This window comes from Pseudoalteromonas sp. Angola-30 (genome assembly GCF_028599215.1).
In the GTDB taxonomy this organism is placed as follows: domain Bacteria; phylum Pseudomonadota; class Gammaproteobacteria; order Enterobacterales; family Alteromonadaceae; genus Pseudoalteromonas; species Pseudoalteromonas atlantica.
The window spans coordinates 164855-178804 of the sequence record NZ_JAQREI010000007.1 but is presented as its reverse complement, the minus strand read 5'-3'; the positions used below and the strand labels follow the sequence as shown (position 1 = coordinate 178804).

The window sequence follows — 13950 nt, the reverse complement described above, 5'->3', positions numbered from 1 at the left end:
CTAACCCTTAAGACGCATCTTGTGCAGCAATCGAAACATCAAACGCACCTGCAGCACGCGACGCATCCATTACTTTGATTAACATATCAGTGGTGGCTTTTTTATCAGCTTGAATAACCACGCTCCCTTGTGGGTTTTCTGCTTTTAAGCGTTCGATATTGGCTTGCACTGCACGTACATCGATTTGACGTTTATTAATCCAAATCTCGCCTGTATCAGAAATAGCCACTAAAATATTAGCGCGTTCTTTTTTAACCGCTGTTGCGGCTTCTGGGCGGTTTACATCAATACCAGCTTCTTTAACAAACGAGGCGGTAACGATGAAGAAAATAAGCATGATAAATACAACGTCTAACATTGGGGTCATGTTAATTTCTTCAGCTTCGTCTTCTTGTAATAGGTTTCCTAACGGGGCTCTCATTTTTATTCTCCTAGGATGAGCGACTCTATAAGCCGCTTATCAAAATGTTACTTAATGGTCTAAAACCATGCTGTCTTCAAGTAGTTCAACTTCGCGCTTGGCTCTGCGCTGTAAAAACGTAGAGGCAAATACACCCGAAAGTGCGCCAACCATACCTGCCATGGTTGGAATAGTTGCTTTAGAAACACCTGATGCCATAGAGCGCGCACTACCCGTACCGGTAATTGCCATTACATCAAATACTTCAATCATTCCCGTTACTGTGCCTAACAGGCCAAGTAGCGGACACAATGCAACCATTACATTTATCAGTGCTAAGTTGGTGTCTAAACGCATTGAAGCACGTGAAATCATCCCCTGGCGTATTTGCTCAGCATTCCAGCTATTGCGCTCTGCACGGTTTTTCCACTGCGCTTTTACGTTTTGTTTGTAACTACGAAAACCTTTGAAAAAATAAATAAATCGCTCGAGTATCAATAACCACATCGCGAAGATTAACACCCCGATGACCAAGAGGACTTGGCCACCAGTGTCGAGAAAATCACGGATAGCATTGATTGAGTCAATCAATAGCACCATGGTTTATGCTCCCTTCTCGCTTCGCTGTGCGATAATACCTGCGCTTTGCTCTTGAATAGTAAGCAGAATGTTTTTAGCGCGTGTATTAAGTAGGGTGTATAAAAATACCGTAGGAATTGCCACAACTAAGCCAAGCACCGTTGTTACCAATGCTTGCGAAATACCACCAGCCATTAGTTTAGGGTCACCTGTACCAAATAATGTGATTGCTTGGAAGGTGTTGATCATACCGGTTACTGTACCTAGTAAACCTAGCAGCGGCGCCACCACCGAGATGATTTTAATAAGCGTTAAATTACGCGTTACTTTTGGCATTTCACGTAAAATAGCTTCGCTTAATTTAAGCTCTAACGTGTCGTGGGCAACATCAGGGAACTGATCTTTAACTTTCATCACGCGGCCAAGAGGGTTGTCATCGCGTGCTACATCATCTTTAAGTTGACGACGAATTTTACCGCCCATAATCAGTAATGAGAAAAAACGTTCAAGTGAGATAAGTAAAGCAATAACACCTACACCTAAAATAACGTAACCGACTGTACCACCTTGGTGTACACGCTCTTCGGTATCTGGAGCTTGCACTAATAAACCTAAAATTGAGCCACCCGTTGGGTCAAGTGCAAACTGCACAATACCATTTTTTGCATTTTGTAACTCTTCTGCAGTTGCAGTAAAACGTGCTACAGGCTGGCGATTTAACTCGCTTAAGGTATTTGTTACTGGGTTAAATTCTAGGTATTTACCGTTAGAGATTAAGTTAAAAGCACCTACACGTACCACTTCTTGTTGTGCTTTTTCACCACCTTGTACAATTACATCGGTAGTAAAGCGGCTTACTTTACCTTGCTCTGTCATTTCGCGTTGTAGCTCAAACCATACTTTTTCAATATCTTCGATAGAGGCAAGCTTTGAAGTAGAGCCCATTTTTTGTGCTAGCTCATCCATAAATGTGCTACGACCCGCAATTTCAGCTGATACCACAGAGGTAGCGAACTTATTGCTAGAATCACCAGCAACTTGCTGAAGCACACCAAATAGCTCTTTTAAAGAACCCATTCGTTTAGACAGTGTATCTGTTAAGTTAGCAAGTTTAATTTCGTTTTCTTCAAACTGTGTTTCTAAGCGCTCAGACTCAGCAAGCATTTGATTACGTTTTGCTTGTGTGTTGTTAAGCATTTGCACTTGTTCGTTTTGGCGCGCCATAAATTCTTGTTCGCGTTGCTTGTTTTGCGCGCTTTGAGCCGATTTGCCTTCTTCAAGTGTTTTTAATAGTGAGTCTAAGTCCATAGGCTCAGCTGCCACACTTGCGCCTGCAAAGCTTAGGCTTGCAGCAAAAAGGGCCATTTTTGTCATTTGAGTAAACAGTTTCATCTTCAACCTCTTATTCTGCTGCGTGTAATGGCAGAGTTAACATATCTGGGGCAAGTTGCTTACGTGCGATACGTAAACCTTTGTTGATTTGGCTAATTGTTGAGTCTGGTAAAGTAACAAACGATTTTGTTTCTTCATCCCAGCTACCAGCTTGCTTACCATCACGTGTTAAATAAATAAGCTCTAAGCGGCCAATGCGTAAAAAGTCTACTTCACGCTCTTTACCGTCTACCGTTAACAGTGAGGTGTAGGCTTCAATAGTGCGTCCGTAATCAACTTCTACTTGATATGCTTCTAATACGCGGCGGAATTTTTCGCTTGAATTAATATCTGCACGGTCCATCATGGCGTTTAAAGAGCTAATACGCTTAGTGCGCTCTTCTTGCAAAAATGGCACATCAAGTGCTACAAATTGCTCAAGCCCTTCAATCATGCGCAGCATTAGTGGTGTGATCTGACGCTCAATAATAGAGACCTGATCCATTGAAAGGTTAAGTGACTCCATTTCTTCAATTTGGTTATTTAACTGTTTAGTTAATTGCGCGTTATAAACAGTTAAACCATCAATTTCTTTATTAAGGGTTTTAAACTGTTGAAGACGTCCTTGCATTGAATCAGCAATCTTGTCTATTTTTGTTTGTGATTGCGCAGCTGATTTATTTATTTCACTGCTTTTATCGATAACCTTTTCTAAATCATTGGCATGTACTGCAGCACTTGCTGCTACAATACCAGCTAAGATCAATGGTTTAACGCCTTTCATCGCATACACCTTTACTCGTTAATTAGCGGATTTGCTAGTTTGTTGTTTTAGCCTAAACTGACTTGTTTTAGGCTAAAGATTTTCAATGAGTGAAATTGTATAGATGAATAATGACAGGCATGTTGCGCAAAAAAGTCTATTTTGTTACAGCTGTAACATTTGCGTCTTATATCGGGGTGTTTATATGCAAAGCGTGTATTAAAGCAGCAAATACACGCATTTTGGCTAGTTGTTAAGCTAATAAAGCGTTAATTGTGTTTAGTGTTTGCTGGTGATCCGTGTAATTTATTTTAATTGCAATGGCTTTATTATCAGTTATTAATACTAACGAAGGAAAGCCTTGTATTGGCAAACTTGCACTAAATGCTAACTCCTCGTGTAATTTTTGATTCAAAGCCTCTGAGCAAAGTTCCTCGGAAAACTGTTGTTTATCTAGGCCTATTTTTTCAGCTAAGGTAATTAGAGTACTTTCATCAGATGGGTTTTGAGCATGTAAATAATAAGCATGTTGAATTGCCTCTATCATTTGTGGCTCTTTATTATACGCTCTGGCAATAATCGCCGCTCTGCAGGCTGGGTAAGTAGAGCGCCTTGGCTTACAAACCTGCCAAAAATCAAAATTAAACTGTGTGCCCAACATCGCACTAATTTTATGCCACGTGCTTTGGAGCATGGCGCGTATATTTTCTGGCATGGGCTCTTGGCTATCTGGAGCAAGCCCCCCTACTTTGTATTCTATAGTCAGCTGCGAAGCTAATGCGGCTTTTAGTTTTAACCACGTCGGTTTATATCCCCAGCACCAACTGCACATAGGGTCGTGTACATATATAAGTTTAGTTTGAGTCATAGTGTTCCTGTGTGATTTGATACAACTTTGTTACGCCCTTGCTCTTTAGCTAGGTACAGGTATTCATCTGCTTGTTTAAGTGCACGGCTGTAATGATCCACATTATCAACCTGTGCCACACCAATACTACAGGTAATAAATACCCGTTTATTATCGCTGGTTAAGATAGCTTGTTTTGCGACACATTGTCTAAAATCATCGGCTAATTTTGTAGCCACTGGGGCTGTCTCTTTAGGTAAAATCACCACAAACTCTTCGCCTCCATAACGGGCTTTAACTGCGGAGCTTGGAAATTGTGAATCAAGTAATTTGGTAAATTCTATCAATACTGTATCGCCAAAATCATGACCATAGGTATCGTTTAGTCGTTTAAAATAATCTAAATCAAGTAATAAAATAGAAAACGGCAAGTAGTTTTCGGGCGTTTTAGCAGCTAATTTTAAAAAGTGAGCGGTGATGAAACGTCTGTTAGCGCCACCCGTTAACTGATCTGTATAGGCATCTTGCGTTTGCGCAAGGGTTATATCAGCAATTGCCAGGTGACTTTTATGCCTGAAATATTCACCTATAAACGAAAAAATAAACACCAGTGTAAAAGAGGCTAAAAAACGAGACTTTTCAATACCGCCATAGTTAACTTGGCCAAAATCAGGCCCGTATAAAATAACACTGCAGCACAGTAATAAGCCTAAGCCAAGCCTGCAGCCATGCTTTACACCTAAAGAGGCAAAACACACTACAGGGTAAAACATTAGCCAATAAAGCGCGGTATTTTCTTTTCCGCCGGTATACGTAAGGGCCACACACATAATAAACACTATACACATACTTATAAGTGCAACCATTTCCAGCTTGGCTGTTTTTATAAAATAAAAAGTGCCGCTAATAAGCGTAATATTAACCGCGATTAACGACGTGGTAAGAATAGGCGAATACACCGTGTAGTTAAACACCACCAACATAGAGATAACAATAATAGCAATGGCTATCATGGTGAATAGTGAAAATGCTTGGCGCTGTTTATCCGAGCTATACACCTTATCAATGTTAATAAGGCTTAACCAACTTTGTCCTGTAACCGATTTTTTTGGCATATTTTAAACTCTAAACTTTTGAACCATTTGCTCTAAATCACTAAATTGTTGTTTAAGTTTAGTACATTCATTGAGGGTGTTTTTTAAATTTTCTTGGCTTTGTACCGATAACTCACTCATGCTTGTAATGTCTGCGTCGAGCACTTTAACAAGGTCGTTTTGCTCAACAGTGGCATTGGCAACACTATGATTAGCATTGCTAATTTGTTTTATTGACTCTATTATTTGGCCCATTAACACGCTCACACCTTCAGCGTGCTCTACGCTTTTTTCACTGTCTTGAATGCTTGTTTTCATCAGCTCTACCGCTTGGTTTGAGCCTCTTTGTAATTGCCCTACGGTATCTTCAATCTCTTGGGTAGATTGCTGAGTACGATGAGCTAACTGGCGTACCTCATCAGCAACAACAGCAAAACCGCGCCCAGCTTCGCCTGCTCTTGCAGCTTCAATTGCCGCATTTAATGCAAGTAAGTTGGTTTGCTCGCTCACACCTTTTATCACCTCAAGCACTTGCCCAATACTAATTGTATGCGCGTTAAGGCTATTAATAGTGTGTTGCGCTTGTTCCATATTGGCTGATAACTGATGAATACTATTAACGCTGTGCAATAAGGTTTGCTGGTTTTGTGTTGAATGCTCATCTGCATTTTTAGCTATTACAGAAGCGTCACTGGCGTTATTAGCAATAGCCATAGCCGATTGCGAAAAATTATTAACCGCCATGGCCACACTATCAGTACGTTTTGTTTGGTCATGGTGCATGGCTAGTGAAGAATGTGTTTGCGACACCACGCTGGCTATTACGCTATCGAGTTGTTCGGTCGTTAATTTAACGTGTTCAATAGAGTGCTGAATTTTTTCAATAAAAATGTTAAACGAGTGACTAATTTGGCCAAATTCATCATTGTTTTCAACCTTTAAACGTTTGGTTAAATCGCCTTCGCCTTTTGCAATATCTTCTAGTGCATCATTTAGGCGCGCCATAGGTTGCATTAAGTAACGCAGTAAAAATTGCATAAACACAATAATGGCCACAATTCCCACTAACATATAAATAAGCGCGTTAATACCAAAACGAGACACCTCTGCATAGGCTTGGTTTTTATCAATAACGACACCTAAATACCAGTCAACATTGTCTATGCCACGTATTTTAGTAAACGATATCAACTGCGGCTCACCCGCTATATCATATTGTGTAAATTCGCTATTAAGCGCGGTAGGTTGGCCAAATAATTCGGCGGTGTTTTTTAAATTAAGTTCGCTATTAGGATGGCTCAGCACTTGGCCATTTTTATCTACTAAAAAAGCATACCCTAACCCTAAAAAATCAATATCGTTAATTATTTCAGTTACTGTGTGCATGTCTATATCTGCACCCGCTACACCACTAAAGCGGCCATTGCTTTGAATGGGCACAACGGCAGATATAGTCAGCTCGTTGGTGGTTACATCAATATACGGGGTGGTAAATGCGGTATAGCTTTTATTTTCAACTAACTTATACCAAGGGCGCGAGGTGGCATCAAAATCAGAAGGTAATACAATGCTTTGATCGTTAAGTATAAATAAACCACTTGGTTTACCTATATACGTATTTTTAAAGCCACCAGCGTATTTAGCAGTATTAAGCTGGGCAAGGGTTAACTGTTTTGGATCACTATTTTTGTGAGTTTGCGCAATCGATTTTACTATGGTGAGTTTAGCGTTAAGCCAGCTTGCAATGTTTTGTGAGGTAGATTCTGAATTTTGCTTAAGGACTAAATCGAGCTGCTGTTGCGTTTGGTTTCGCATGGCGATGTAATTATTTATAGCAAATAAACCCAGTACAATAACCAGTACCATAGATGCTGCAATAGTCACTTTTGAGGTGAATTTAAGTGAGTTAAGCATGACTGCCCTTTTTTATTTTTTGTTATTAATTATATTTTTAGCAAAAATTTAAAGGTATGTCGTCGTTAATGAGGTAGATAAGCAGTTTATGTACTTAAAATAAGAATAAAGAACCAGCTCTATTCACTATATAGTTGTAACAACTCTATTTTTTTAAAACAAACTAGCGCTTGGAACGTTCCTATAAAGTAGTAATAAAAAAGCGACTGAATACGTATTCAGTCGCTCTTTCATCGGGGAGTATTTACCACTTTTTAGCTAAACGAACTACGTTTAAGCCATACCAAGCAATAAATACATAACACACTAGCGGAACAAAAAAGCTTTGCTGAATATTAACAACATCAGCAATGTAACCTTGTAATAACGGCACCAAGGCACCCCCTACTATTGCCAAACACAACCAACCAGAGCCTTTACTGGTTAATGAGCCTAAGCGCTCTATCGCTACAGAAAATATAGTCGGGAACATAATTGAGTTAAATAAACCAATGGCCAGTACCGCGTACAGGGCTACATTGCCTTGCGTAAATATAGTCACAAGTAATAAGGCAATTACCATGCAGGCATTAAATGCCAATGCTTTAGATGGCGCTATTTTTTGTAGTGCAGCAGAGCCAATAAAGCGGCCAACCATTGCTCCGCCCCAATAGTAGCTGATAAGTGCAGCAGCAGCGTGCTCTTCAAGCCCAGCTATATGTGCTTCGCCAAAAAAGTTAACTAAAAAACTACCAATAGCCACTTCACCACCGACATAACAAAATATAGCAAATACGCCCATTGTTAAATGAGGTGCCTGTGTTAGTGAGCGAGTTTCATTAACCGGGTTATTTTCTTCTTTATGGCCTTCTATTTCAGGAAGTTTAATAAAGGCAAATACGATAGCAATGATAAGTAAGGCCGCTGCTAACATTAAATAAGGTACTTTTACAGACTCAGCAGTAGCAGCACTTGCTGCTAATGTACCTGCGGTACCAAAAAACAGGATACCTCCAACATACGGGCCTACGGTTGTCCCTAAGGCATTAAGTGCTTGCGCTAAATTTAGCCTAGATGAGGCGGTTTTTTCTGGCCCTAAAGCAGCTACATACGGGTTCGCAGAAACCTGCAAAACAGTTACACCAGCAGCCAGTACAAATAAAGCACCTAAAAACAACCAGTATTCATGCACCACCACCGCAGGGTAGAACAACATACAGCCAATTGAGGCAACCACTAGGCCGGTTAGTATGCCTTTTTTATAACCTAATTGTTTAACCAAAATTCCAGCTGGAATAGAGACAATAAAATAGGCGCCAAAAAAGCAAAACTGTACGAGCATTGCTTCAAAGTAAGTTAGGTCAAAAACGCCTTTCAGACGAGGGATTAGTACGTCGTTTAAAACGGTAATAAAACCCCATAAAAAAAACAGTGTGGTCATTGCAGTCAGCGGTAACAGGTAATTTTTATTTTGTTGCTCTTTGACCGCAAATGATTGATTGGTATTTATTTCACTCACGTCATTTTCACTCCATTAACAAGTTGAAAATGATTTTACACGTTTGCGACATAATATAAGTACAAAATAATTGGAACGTTACAATTAATCGCATTCATTTAATAAGGCCTGTTTCATCCTTTGGGTTTCGCCGCTATTTTTAAATTTGTATAAAGCAGTATTAATATCTTCTAATACAGTGAGCCAGTTTGGTGTTTTTTTACTTATCGCAAAATATAAAGGGTTATATTGAATTGCCTTGCTCTCTGGTTCAATAGCACTAAGTAGGGTCTGTTTTTCGCTATCGGGTAAAGCGGCATATTTTACCGAGTAAAGTAACACAGCGGGGTCGCCTATAATTAAATCTACACGCTTTGCCGCAAGTAACTTTACCAGCTGTAAATCATCAACGGCATTAATGATGATAAATTCGTTGTTATCCATCATGGCATCAAACTCAGGGGTATTTTGATACCCTCTTACAACACCAATACGCGAGCCTTTAAGCGACTTTAAATTGCCATTAAACCTGTCGGGCTCGCCTTTGCGTTTTAAAAATCCTATGTTACCGCCTTCAAACGAATTAGAAAGCCCTAACAGCTTACGGCGTGTTTTACCTTCTATGTAATCAGATGGCGCGGTGTCTTCAATATAGTACTCTGGCATTAACACATCGGCTTTACCGAGCTCTACAGCACGAACAGCTCTCGCCCAAGGAACAAACTCTATATAAGCACTATAACCAGTGCTATGTAGAATCGCCGTACTAAATTGATATACCCAGCCTTTGTTACACAGCTTATTCCCTATGTAAGGCGGCCAGTCTAGTGTAACCACATGAATTGTTTGAGTGCTGTTTGGCGCGTTAAAAAAATACCCTGACTTATAGCGCTCACCAATTACAGTGTGCAAAGAATCGTCTTGCATGTAAGTTACAGAGACTTGTGCAAAACTCGATGCAGAAAACAACAGTAAGGCTAAAAATAAACGCATAATTCAACTTTTTAATGTAGGGTTTCTACAGTGTAGAACTAACACACTAAAATAAAAGAATTAAACGCATTATTATGTAGTTAATAATCAGCAGTGGGTGCTTAAGCTTTTACCCACTTCATTTTATTATTGGTATCGCGAGAATTAATAATAGTTGAGTCGCTGCTCTCTACCCCACCAAGTTTGGCTAAACGGTCGTAAAGTACCACATTGCAGGTGGCCGCAAGGTTCATACAACCAATTGTAGGTACGTAAACCACTTCATCGCACCATTTTAAAACCTCTTTTGGTACTGAGCCGTCTTCTGGCCCAAATACATAAAATGCGTTTTCAGGGTGTTTAAAATCAGGTAACGCCGTGGCGCCTTCAATCAGCTCAATAACCACAACCTTTGCGCCTTCAGGTTTTACACTGAGTAGGTTATCAGTGCCCGTAAGCGCAATACGCTCAACAACATTTTTAGTGTCGGTATGAAACTTTTTAGCATTTAAGTAGCGACTACCGGTAAAAAATACTTGTTTAGCGTCATAGCAACCCGCGGCACGTAAAACGCCGCCAACATTTGTAGGGCTTTTAGGATTAATTAAACCTATTACAGCCTTAAGCTCGCTCATTAGTCGCAATCCTTTGTTGGCCACTCAGCAATGTATAAATCAAAGTCATCGAGCTTTACGTCACAGTCTTTTACGGTTTTATCTTTAACAGAAATACCAAGCGCATGCATTTGGGTTTTGTCACCCTGATTTAATAGCGGATGCCAAGAAGCTAAACCTCGCCCCTCGTGGAGACGGCGATAACTACAGCTTTGCGGCATAAAAAAGATATCTTTAAGGTTGGCTTTGGTCAGTTTAACGCAAGAAGGGACCAGCGTTTGGCGGTTTTCGTATTCGCTACAACCACAGGTATTGTTATCAAGGTATTGGCAAACAATGTTGGTGAAAATAAGCTCTTCACCTTCACGTAGTTGATCGGTGGCGGTAAATTCGTCTTCATCTTCACTGTCAATAAAGGTATTTAAACAGCATTTTCCGCAACCATCACAAATCGCTTCCCATTCGTTTTGGTTCATATCGGCTAAGCTTTTTTTAAGCCAAAACTGTGTATTTGCTAACTCTTGATCAAACATAATTTAACTCGCGCCCCTAAAGAGCGCGCATTCTAACGTATTGCTACAGCGTGCGCAAAGCCCGTGCCTTTATTTGTACGGGCTTTGCGCATTTTGCTATTTACTGGCAGCAACCCAACGTTTAATTTTTTCCTCTAAAATAGGCATCGGCAAGGCGCCATCAATCAATATTTGCGTATGAAACGCTTTAATATCAAACTTATCACCTAACTCTTTTTTAGAGTAGTCACGTAATTGTTGAATTTTAAATTGCCCCAATTTGTACGACAGTGCTTGGCCAGGCCATGCAATATAACGCTCAACTTCTGCTATCACATCGCTTTTAGCCATTGACGAATTTGCCAGCATGTAATCGATACCTTGCTGTCGAGTCCAGCCTTTTGCATGAAAGCCAGTATCAAGCACTAAGCGCATTGCTCTAAGTTGCTCATCGGCCAAACGCCCATACCACATATAAGGGTCGGTAAATAAACCCAGCTCTTTTCCTAGGCTTTCTGCGTACAACGCCCAGCCCTCTGCAAATACCGTGTAGCCACCAAATTTTCTAAAATCTGGAAGGCCATCTATTTCTTGCTGTAAAGCAATTTGAAAGTGATGGCCTGGCGCGGCTTCGTGTATAGAGAGTGTTTCTAATAAAAATTTTGGCTGCGCTTTAAGGTTATAAGTATTGATGTAAAAAATACCTGGTCGAGAGCCATCAGGTGCCGGCGCTGCATAAGATGCACCCGCTGCAGATTGAGCTCGATAAGGTTCAACCGCTTTTACAACATAAGGGGCTTTAGGCGCAACATCAAACAGTAAAGGGACGCGCGCATCTATTTTTTGTTTTATATCTTCATACGCTGCAATTAATGCCTCTGGCGTATCGTAATAAAATTGGTCCGAATCACGTAAGTGCTGAAAAAATTCATCCAAAGTGCCGTTAAAACCTACCTCGTGTTTTACTTTTTTCATCTGACTTAAAATACGCGAAACTTCACTTAAACCAATCTCATGTATTTCATCTGCAGAAAGGCTCAACGTGGTATTTTTTTTAATTTGATATTCATACCAAGCTTTACCATTAGGCAAGTCACTATAACCTACCGTTTCTCGGCTTTGAGGAATGTATTGATTGGCTAAAAAGTCGCTCATACTTTTATATGCAGGCACTAATTGCTGCATAATAAGTGCTTTATATTGCGCCGTTATTTGCTGCTTTTGCTGTGCAGTAAATGAGGCTGGTAAGTTTTTAATTGGCCCCCAAAATAACGAATCCTCTGCATTTTTAACCACATGCGCAGCAAATTGTGGCTGAAGCTTTTTAGCTAATGGTTTTGGTAAGGTAATGCCCGCTTTAATCCCTTTCGCCATCGCGCGCTCTACACTGCTGAGCCACGTAATAAAGCCTTCGCTTCGTTTTATAAAATGATTGTAATCTTCTACGGTATTAAATGGCTGCGCACTTTGCCCCGAGCCAAAACCGGCAAAGGTATTATGCGCTCCCGCCATTTGGTTAATAGGCAGCATATAGCTTGGAAATTGCATTCCCTCTAAATTAAGTGCCAGGTCTCTTTGTAATATTTCATAGCTGAGTAACGCTTGCCCTGTTGTCTGCGCCTTATCAATAAGTGTTAAACGTTGTTGATACTTTTTGTAAAACGCGGCTTTTTTTGCCCGATTTTTTTGAGTAATAGCGGGGGTAAACTTATCATTAAATTCACTGCGCCCACTATAAGTTGCATTAATAGGTTTAAAACTGAGTAACTCGTTGTAGTACTGTGCTACAAGTACATCTAATTGCTGCTCATAAGAGAGCTCTGAAACAATAGCTGCAGGTGCGTTTGACGTGTTTAGCTGTGCACTATTGCCAGTGTTATTACTGGTTTGTGTGTTCATACAGCCACTTAAAGCAAACATAACGCCACTGGCAACTAAGGCTAATTTAATTGATTTCATGGTAATCCTTTTTAGTATCGTCAGCCGATTATGCGCATTTAACCTGCGTTAATAAAGAAATTACGATAAGTGGCGATTAACCTATTATATTTACACTTTTATATTAGGTTGTTACATTTCAATTAATTAAACAGCCACCAGAAGAAAAAACAATGAAAAAAAAGCTACTCAGCGCCTCCGTTGCACTTATGTGTTTAGGAAGCTTTAACGCGCAAGCCCTTACTTATATTTCTGCTAAAGCCATGGTAGATGTACACACAGGCGAGGTTATTCAATCGCCGCTGATCACCATTGATAATGGGGTGATCACTAACGTCGCACAAAACAAAAAGCCGAGCATGAGCAAAAACGATCAGCATATTGATTTACCCGAGCTCACTTTAATGCCGGGCCTTATGGATATGCATGTACATTTAACCAGCGACCCTACGGTATCTCGAAGTGAGCGTTTAAGTCAGTCGGTACCGCGCATGGCCATTAAAGCCGCGCACTTTGCTAAAAAAACATTACTTGCTGGTTTTACAACCCTCAGAAATGTAGGGGCCGAGGGCTATAGCGTGATTGCAGTGCGTGATGGTATTAACGCCGGAGATATTGTAGGCCCGCGTATTTGGGCAGCTGGCCCTTCGCTTGGGATCACAGGCGGACATTGCGATAATAACCGTTTACCACCAGAGCTAAAATACACTTCAACAGGGGTAGCCGATGGCCCATGGGCTGCACGTGTAAAAGTACGAGAAAACATAAAGTATGGCGCTAATGCCATTAAGTTTTGCGCCACGGGGGGCGTTTTTTCTAAAGGTACAAAAGTGGGTGTACAGCAGTATTCATTTGAAGAAATGAAAGCCATTGTAGATGAAGCCCACATGCGTGATTTACCTGTAGCCGCTCACGCACATGGCACAAGTGGTATTAAAACAGCTATAAAAGCCGGCGTAGATAGTATTGAACATGCCAGCTTTTTAGATGATGAAGCCATCGCACTTGCTAAAAAACATGGCACGTGGTTATCAATGGACATTTATAATACAGAATACACACTGAGCTTTGGTGAGCAAAATGGGGTAGATGAAGAAAACCTCAATAAAGAGCGTCAAGTGTCTAAAAAGCAACGCGACAGCTTTAACCGCGCAGTAAAAGCCGGTGTAAATATGGTATTTGGTACCGATGCTGCTATTTACCCTCATGGCGATAACGCCAAACAATTTAGCCGTATGGTTAAATTTGGCATGAGCGAACTACAAGCAATACAGGCTGCCACCATTAACAGTGCAAAGCTATTAAAAATGGATAATAAACTGGGTCAGCTAAAAACAGGGTTTGCAGCCGACATTATTGCCGTAAAAGGTAATCCACTTAAAAATATCTCTGTGCTTGAGCGCATTCCTTTTGTTATGAAAGCAGGCGTTGTTTATAAAAAATAGTCATTAATTAATGTATTATTTTAC

At 40.4% G+C, this 13950-nt stretch carries 13 protein-coding genes; 1 reads left to right on the top strand and 12 read right to left on the bottom strand.

Translation table 11 applies throughout. The annotated features are described in order from the left end of the window. Positions 1-7: 7 nt before the first annotated feature. The 12 genes from PSH54_RS11435 to PSH54_RS11380 all read right to left on the bottom strand — a co-directional run bounded on the left by PSH54_RS11435 (position 8) and on the right by PSH54_RS11380 (position 12502). A complete protein-coding gene (locus PSH54_RS11435; protein ID WP_004586342.1) occupies positions 8-421 on the bottom strand; it encodes an ExbD/TolR family protein in 414 nt (137 codons plus the stop codon). A gap of 51 nt (positions 422-472) precedes the next feature. Next, positions 473-1000: a MotA/TolQ/ExbB proton channel family protein gene (locus PSH54_RS11430; protein ID WP_273606182.1), complete on the bottom strand. Its 528-nt coding sequence runs from the start codon at positions 998-1000 to the stop codon at positions 473-475. Between the two features lie 3 nt (positions 1001-1003). Beyond that, positions 1004-2371, bottom strand: a complete 1368-nt coding sequence (locus PSH54_RS11425; protein ID WP_024031703.1) for a MotA/TolQ/ExbB proton channel family protein — start codon at positions 2369-2371, stop codon at positions 1004-1006. A 10-nt stretch (positions 2372-2381) separates the two neighbouring features. Continuing rightward, positions 2382-3134 (bottom strand): DUF3450 domain-containing protein, encoded by a 753-nt coding sequence (locus PSH54_RS11420; protein WP_273606181.1) that lies wholly within the window; start codon positions 3132-3134, stop codon positions 2382-2384. Between the two features lie 232 nt (positions 3135-3366). Beyond that, positions 3367-3981, bottom strand: a complete 615-nt coding sequence (locus tag PSH54_RS11415) for a DsbA family protein (RefSeq protein WP_273606180.1) — start codon at positions 3979-3981, stop codon at positions 3367-3369. Then, entirely contained in the window at positions 3978-5075 is a 1098-nt protein-coding gene (locus PSH54_RS11410) for a GGDEF domain-containing protein (protein ID WP_273606179.1), read from the bottom strand. The genes PSH54_RS11415 and PSH54_RS11410 overlap by 4 nt, the downstream gene beginning before the upstream one ends. Positions 5076-5078: 3 nt before the next feature. Then, entirely contained in the window at positions 5079-6968 is a 1890-nt protein-coding gene (locus PSH54_RS11405) for a methyl-accepting chemotaxis protein (protein ID WP_248443580.1), read from the bottom strand. Positions 6969-7212: 244 nt separating this feature from the next. Next, positions 7213-8466, bottom strand: coding sequence for a sugar MFS transporter (locus PSH54_RS11400; protein WP_055254170.1), 1254 nt, complete (start codon positions 8464-8466; stop codon positions 7213-7215). Positions 8467-8550: 84 nt separating this feature from the next. Then, positions 8551-9438: a substrate-binding periplasmic protein gene (locus tag PSH54_RS11395; RefSeq protein WP_273606178.1), complete on the bottom strand. Its 888-nt coding sequence runs from the start codon at positions 9436-9438 to the stop codon at positions 8551-8553. Positions 9439-9539: 101 nt separating this feature from the next. After that, positions 9540-10052: an RNA methyltransferase gene (locus PSH54_RS11390; protein ID WP_004586351.1), complete on the bottom strand. Its 513-nt coding sequence runs from the start codon at positions 10050-10052 to the stop codon at positions 9540-9542. Continuing rightward, positions 10052-10564 carry a YcgN family cysteine cluster protein gene (locus PSH54_RS11385; protein WP_024031710.1) on the bottom strand — a complete coding sequence of 171 codons (513 nt, stop codon included), beginning with the start codon at positions 10562-10564 and terminating at the stop codon, positions 10052-10054. Before PSH54_RS11385 ends, PSH54_RS11390 begins: the two co-directional genes overlap by 1 nt. A gap of 96 nt (positions 10565-10660) precedes the next feature. Further along, on the bottom strand, positions 10661-12502 hold the full coding sequence (locus tag PSH54_RS11380; RefSeq protein WP_273606177.1) for a DUF885 domain-containing protein: 1842 nt from the start codon (positions 12500-12502) through the stop codon (positions 10661-10663). Positions 12503-12654: 152 nt separating this feature from the next. Between PSH54_RS11380 and PSH54_RS11375 the strand changes: the two genes are divergently transcribed. Further along, complete coding sequence (locus PSH54_RS11375) at positions 12655-13926, top strand: Xaa-Pro dipeptidase (protein ID WP_273606176.1); 1272 nt, start codon at positions 12655-12657, stop codon at positions 13924-13926. The last annotated feature ends 24 nt before the right edge of the window (positions 13927-13950 follow it).

What these genes read in the sequence shown, in the direction of transcription:
- PSH54_RS11410 (WP_273606179.1), bottom strand. Translation starts at nt 5,075, where the DNA reads ATGCCAAAAAAATCGGTTACAGGACAAAGTTGGTTAAGCCTTATTAAC.
- PSH54_RS11390 (WP_004586351.1), bottom strand. Translation starts at nt 10,052, where the DNA reads ATGAGCGAGCTTAAGGCTGTAATAGGTTTAATTAATCCTAAAAGCCCT.
- PSH54_RS11420 (WP_273606181.1), bottom strand. Translation starts at nt 3,134, where the DNA reads ATGAAAGGCGTTAAACCATTGATCTTAGCTGGTATTGTAGCAGCAAGT.
- PSH54_RS11395 (WP_273606178.1), bottom strand. Translation starts at nt 9,438, where the DNA reads ATGCGTTTATTTTTAGCCTTACTGTTGTTTTCTGCATCGAGTTTTGCA.
- PSH54_RS11415 (WP_273606180.1), bottom strand. Translation starts at nt 3,981, where the DNA reads ATGACTCAAACTAAACTTATATATGTACACGACCCTATGTGCAGTTGG.
- PSH54_RS11430 (WP_273606182.1), bottom strand. Translation starts at nt 1,000, where the DNA reads ATGGTGCTATTGATTGACTCAATCAATGCTATCCGTGATTTTCTCGAC.
- PSH54_RS11435 (WP_004586342.1), bottom strand. Translation starts at nt 421, where the DNA reads ATGAGAGCCCCGTTAGGAAACCTATTACAAGAAGACGAAGCTGAAGAA.
- PSH54_RS11425 (WP_024031703.1), bottom strand. Translation starts at nt 2,371, where the DNA reads ATGAAACTGTTTACTCAAATGACAAAAATGGCCCTTTTTGCTGCAAGC.
- PSH54_RS11385 (WP_024031710.1), bottom strand. Translation starts at nt 10,564, where the DNA reads ATGTTTGATCAAGAGTTAGCAAATACACAGTTTTGGCTTAAAAAAAGC.
- PSH54_RS11375 (WP_273606176.1), top strand. Translation starts at nt 12,655, where the DNA reads ATGAAAAAAAAGCTACTCAGCGCCTCCGTTGCACTTATGTGTTTAGGA.
- PSH54_RS11380 (WP_273606177.1), bottom strand. Translation starts at nt 12,502, where the DNA reads ATGAAATCAATTAAATTAGCCTTAGTTGCCAGTGGCGTTATGTTTGCT.
- PSH54_RS11405 (WP_248443580.1), bottom strand. Translation starts at nt 6,968, where the DNA reads ATGCTTAACTCACTTAAATTCACCTCAAAAGTGACTATTGCAGCATCT.